We start from the raw sequence: 5,134 nt of genomic DNA, 5'->3' as shown, positions 1-5,134 counted from the left end.
CCATCAAGTCGCGCATCGCGCTGGAGCCGCAATGGCCGCCCATTCGGTGTGGATAGGTGTCGAGCAATGACTCGGACATTGTCATGGTCTCCCTAGTGGTGGTGGACACTGTGCGACGGGATCTGGCCGACAGGTGGTGGCACGGGTGTTCGAGCGGGCAGTAACCTGCGGCGGTAGCCCGCCGGAGCGCACACTATGCGCGGAATGCGTCGGACGGAGCTGGCCGTCCCGAGAAGATCAGAGGGCCGTAGGCATGCCGCAGGCCCGCCAGGATTTCCTCGAGGGGCAAGTCGTTGTAGACGCCGCGTTCGTGCACGTACTCCATGTGCGCGGAGCCGTCCGCCGCGTGCGCGTGAAACAACGCGTCGCGATCGCCGGTGAAGTCGATAGGTGGGACCCCGAATCGAGTGCACAATTCAATGTTGAACGCGGGTGTAGCTTTCAACCAGCGCCCCTCGATGTAGACGTGGCTGTATCCGTGATATACGAAGACGTCGGTTCCCATGAGTTCGCGCAGCGCGTCGGTCTGCAGATGATTGCGTACATCAGCGAAGCCGAGCCGGGCCGGTATGTTTGCCGCGCGGAACGCGGCTGTCAGTACGACCGCTTTGGGTACGCAGTACCCACGTCCGGACTCGATGACATGGCTGGCCCGGTAATGATCGGGCTTGTCAGAGACGGTGTAGGGGTCGTAACGGATCTGGTCTCGGACTGCGGCGAAGAGGCGCCGCGCCTTCTCGCGATCGGTGTCCGCGTCGCCGACCGCGTCTTGGGTGAAGGCCTGCACGGTCGCGTGATGGATGTCGAGGAAGGTCGATGCTGTGAGCGCCGCCGCCGGCCTTTCCGCTGCCGCGGGTGATGTGGTCATGGTGTGGCTCCGATCAGTTCGGACCTGTCGAGCGACGAACGCTGTGCGATCGTACGCTTCGCGTTCATGAAATCCTTGGGTCTGTTGACGCAGTCCGCGGCGATCAGCTCGCCGTCGTTGAAGTAGTAACAGGTGAAGTCACGGTCGTGGTCAGGGTCACCGCTGACCAGTACCTCGTCGTACCCGGTGTTGAGCCCGGCGATCTGCAGCTTCAGATCGTATTGATCGGACCAGAACCAAGGCAGCGCGGTGAGACCGGCTTCGTTGCCGCAGATGGTCGCTGCCGCGACCTTGGCCTGCTCGGTGGCGGCCGCCACACATTCGAGGCGGACGCGCCTGTCGTACCGTGCGATCCGTTGGTTGACGCAGTCGCCGGCGGCGACGATGTCGGGGTCGCTGGTGCGTGCATGGTCGTCGACGATGACTCCGTCGTCAACCTCGAGGCCCGCGGCGACCGCGAGATCCGTGTTGGGAATGATGCCGACACCGACGATGACGAGGTCCGCGGCCAGGGTCTCACCGTCGGCGAGCACCACCTCTTCGACTCGCCCCTCCCCGCGAAAACCCTCGACCAACGCGCTGGTGCGAACATCGACACCCTCGGTCCGGTGGGTACGGTCGAAAAACCTCGAGACCACCGGCGCGGTCACCCGCTCGAGCACGCGTTCCGCAGCCTCGAGAACAGTGACGTCCACACCCTGAGCTCGAAGTGAGGCGGCCGTCTCCAGGCCGATATAGCCGCCGCCGACGATGACGGCCCGGCAACCTGGCACCACCGCGGCACGGATGGCCTCGACGTCGGTGGCGGTGCGCAAGTAGTGGACGCCCGTCAACTCGGCGCCCGGAACGGTCAGCGCGCGGGCGCGCGCGCCGGTGCACAGTGCCAGCGTGGCGTAAGACACCACGTCTCCACTGTTGAGGGTGACGGTGTGCGCGGAACGGTTGATCGCCGTCGCCGTTCCGTCCACGAGCTCGATCCGCTGCTTGTCGTAGAACTGACGTCCGCGGATCGCGCAGTCATCAAGCTGTGATGCACCTGCCAGGTATGCCTTGGACAGCGGTGGACGCTGGTAGGGGAGCCTGCCCTCGTCGCCGATCAGCAAGACATCCCCGGCCCATTTCTCCTTTCGGAGAGCGCCCGCGAGTTGGACGCCGGCGTGGCTCGCGCCGAGGATGACGACCTGATCAGCCGTCACATTTCCCCCTTGGGGGTCAGGCGAACCATCATCTTGCTGATCCCACGGACAAAGTTCGATTGCACGTACTCCGGCTCACCCACCACCTCGATGTTGTCGAAGCGAGGGAGGAGCTCCTCCCACAGGATGCGTAGCTGGAGCTCGGCGAGCCGGTTGCCCATGCAGCGGTGTACACCGAAACCGAACGCGATGTGGTTGCGGGCGTTGGCCCGGTCGATGATGAGCTCGTCTGGACGCTCGAAGACGCGCTCGTCTCGGTTGCCCGAGGCGTACCACATCACCACCTTGTCACCCTTGCGGATGAACTGGCCGCCGAGCATGACGTCCTTCTTGGCGACCCTGCGCATGTAAGCAAGAGGGGTCTGCCAGCGGATGATCTCCGACACCGCGTTGGGGATGAGGTCGGGGTTGGCCTTGAGCTTCTCGAACTGCTCGGGGTATTCGTTGAGGGCCAGCACTCCGCCGCTCATGGAGTTGCGGGTCGTGTCATTGCCGCCGACGATCAGCAGCACGAGGTTACCGAGGAACTCCATGGGGCGATCGTCGAGGAGGTTCTTGGTGTCCTCGTTGCTTTGCAGCATGGTGATGAGGTCGAAGCCAGGCTCTTCGCCGGCCACGGTACGTGCCGCCTTGTCCCGCCACAGCGAACTCAGGCCTTGCGCCATCGCGACCATCTCACGGAAGACCCTGTCGTTGTCCGAGGGGCCGCCGTTGGCCTGCTCCATCGAGGTCGCGAGGTCGGACCATTCGACCAGCTTGTGCCGCTTGTCGTAAGGGAAGTCAAGTAGCGTCGCGAGCATGCGTGCAGTGAGTTCGATCGACACAGTCTGGACCCAGTCAAACGGCTCGTTGAGTGGGAGGCCGTCGAGGACTTCGCGGACGCGCGCGCGGATGAGCCCCTCCATCTCACGAAGGTTCTTCGGAGCCACCACGCCCTGCACTGCGGCGCGCTGCTTGTCGTGCCGGGGCGGATCCATCGCGATGAACATCGCGATGTCCATGAAACGCGGGGGCCTGCCGATGATGATGAACGGTTCGGCGGAGAACGCCTCGTGATTCTTGTCGACCGCGATGATGTCGGCGTGTCGCGTGACCGACCAGAACGGACCGAAGGGGCTCTCCGAACGGAAGTGCACCGGCGCCTCGTTGCGGACACGCTCGAAGTACGAGCGCCACATACCCTGGCGATACAGGAACGGGTTACTCAGGTCGATTTCGGCGAGATCGACCTCGTCCACCGGCGGGATCGGGGTCTCGGTGAAGATCTTCTGGCCGTCGGTCCTTGTGACGATTCGGCGGGTCTTGTCATAGACATGCGCCCCCCGGATCTGAAGGTCGATCGGGATCATTGATTGCGCCTTCTCGGCGACGGTGGCTGCGATGCTCATGATTGCATTCCTTCGTCGTTGCGGGTCAGAGTTGGAATTCCGGGAGGCGAACAGTCAGGCCGTCCCACTCCTCAGTCGCGATCATCTGGCAGGACAGCCGCGAGGTTCCTTCCCGTTCCGGATGCATGCTCAGCATCTCTTCCTCGCCCTCGCCGCTGCGCCCGACGGTCTTGATCCACGCCGGGTCGACAATGACGTGACACGTACCGCAGGCCGCTTCGCCACCACAATCACCGTCGATGCCGGGGACGGCTTCGTCGACGGCGGTCTGCATGAGCGACTTCCCCTCCACGAGATCGGCTTCGTAGTCGTCTCCATCGTGGGTGATGTATGTGATCGTGGCCATGGCCACCTCCTTGCACGTATGAGGTTCCCCTTGAGTGTGAATGTGCGGATCCCGACCGATCCATGTGTGAACGTCGCAATCTGTTGTTAATCTGGCTCACGTGACCCTCGGTGAATCCGGTGTGCCCCCGTTGGCGTTTGCACAGCTTCTCGACAGCGGTGCGCTGGGCACGGAGGCGACGAGCGCATTCGGTCGGATAATGGCCCAGGAGGGCACCGACCTCAGAACGTTGATCACGCAAGAAGCGCAGGTGCCGATGCAATGGTTTCATGACGTGTATCCGACGATGGGGCCGCACGACGGGTTTCGGCTGGGCCTCGCATTCGCTGAGCACGCTCAGCTGACCTCCTTCGGTCCACTGAGCCTGCCGCTGGTCAGTGCCGGGTCGGTCGTTGACATCGTCGAGTTGCTTCGTTTTCTGCCGTTGATCTCGACGGCGCTAAGTGCGGACTTTCATCATGGCGCCAGTGGTCTTACCATCGGTCTCGCAGGGCGCACCGACAGCGCGGGTACCGACTGCTTTGCCGTCACTTATGGGGGCCTGACCGTTCTGCGTCTGGTGAAAATACTCACAGGAGATGTGTCCTCAGCAGAGTTACACCTGACCTGCCCGGCGCCGACCGAGCCGCTGAACGTGGGAGAGATAGGGCATCGAGTCGTCTTCGATGCGCCAGCGTCATTTGTTCGCATACCAGCCGAGGCGCTTCATGAGGTGTGCCGCTTTTCCGATCCCGTCGCCTACCGGATCGGTACCGCCGAACTGCGACGGCTCTGCGATCAGCGGCGTCACAACTCGTACACGCAGCGCGTCCGAGCCCAGTTTGATGCAGACCCTGCTCGAGTCAACGCTAGTCGGATCGCAGCAGAGCTGTCGGTATCGGTAAGCACACTCAAACGGCACCTACACGCCGAGGGCACCACCCTGCGCCGCCTACGACAGCAATTCATGCAGGAGCACGCCATCCTCCGACTTCTCGATCCCGGCGTCGGAATCGGCCAGATTGCTACCGAACTGGGGTACTGCGACGTCGCAAGCTTTTCTCATGCGTTTGCTCGGTGGGTCGGCTGCTCCCCGTCGCAGTTTCGACTTCGACGTGCACGCCCGCCAGCCGCATGAATGCTCGACCAGCCCAATCGGGGCGTCAGCTGATTACACCACAACGAATTTCGCGACTGGTTCATAACGTTTCGATACGGTAACCCGGGCCCGCCCCGTCCGAAGCGCACGGTCGTTACAAGTCAGCCAGCATCGCCTACGCGGCAATTCTCAGCCACACCTCAACGTCTGCCGCCTCGCCGAGGACACCAGCCGGTTCGTTCTAGCCACCGTTATGGC

At 63.1% G+C, this 5,134-nt stretch carries 5 protein-coding genes; 1 reads left to right on the top strand and 4 read right to left on the bottom strand.

Annotation, left to right across the window (positions count from 1 at the left end; translation table 11 throughout):
- Positions 1-193 precede the first annotated feature (193 nt).
- Genes ACZ4TW_RS23800 through ACZ4TW_RS23785 form a run of 4 tightly spaced genes read right to left on the bottom strand, consistent with a single transcriptional unit; the run spans position 194 to position 3,798 of the window.
- Positions 194-868, bottom strand: coding sequence for a transglutaminase-like domain-containing protein (locus ACZ4TW_RS23800; protein ID WP_005195131.1), 675 nt, complete (start codon positions 866-868; stop codon positions 194-196).
- On the bottom strand, positions 865-2,064 hold the full coding sequence (locus ACZ4TW_RS23795) for an NAD(P)/FAD-dependent oxidoreductase (RefSeq protein ID WP_005195132.1): 1,200 nt from the start codon (positions 2,062-2,064) through the stop codon (positions 865-867). Before ACZ4TW_RS23795 ends, ACZ4TW_RS23800 begins: the two co-directional genes overlap by 4 nt.
- On the bottom strand, positions 2,061-3,452 hold the full coding sequence (locus ACZ4TW_RS23790; protein WP_005195133.1) for a cytochrome P450: 1,392 nt from the start codon (positions 3,450-3,452) through the stop codon (positions 2,061-2,063). Before ACZ4TW_RS23790 ends, ACZ4TW_RS23795 begins: the two co-directional genes overlap by 4 nt.
- 25 nt (positions 3,453-3,477) lie before the next feature.
- Positions 3,478-3,798 carry a 2Fe-2S iron-sulfur cluster-binding protein gene (locus tag ACZ4TW_RS23785; protein WP_005195134.1) on the bottom strand — a complete coding sequence of 107 codons (321 nt, stop codon included), beginning with the start codon at positions 3,796-3,798 and terminating at the stop codon, positions 3,478-3,480.
- A 100-nt stretch (positions 3,799-3,898) separates the two neighbouring features.
- On the opposite strand from ACZ4TW_RS23785, the gene ACZ4TW_RS23780 reads away from it, so the two are divergent.
- Positions 3,899-4,915: a helix-turn-helix domain-containing protein gene (locus tag ACZ4TW_RS23780; protein WP_005195135.1), complete on the top strand. Its 1,017-nt coding sequence runs from the start codon at positions 3,899-3,901 to the stop codon at positions 4,913-4,915.
- Positions 4,916-5,134: the final 219 nt, after the last annotated feature.

The organism is Agromyces sp. NPDC029043, from assembly GCF_055564615.1.
Note: the sequence above shows the minus strand (reverse complement) of the source record. Positions and strands in the feature narration are given on the sequence as shown.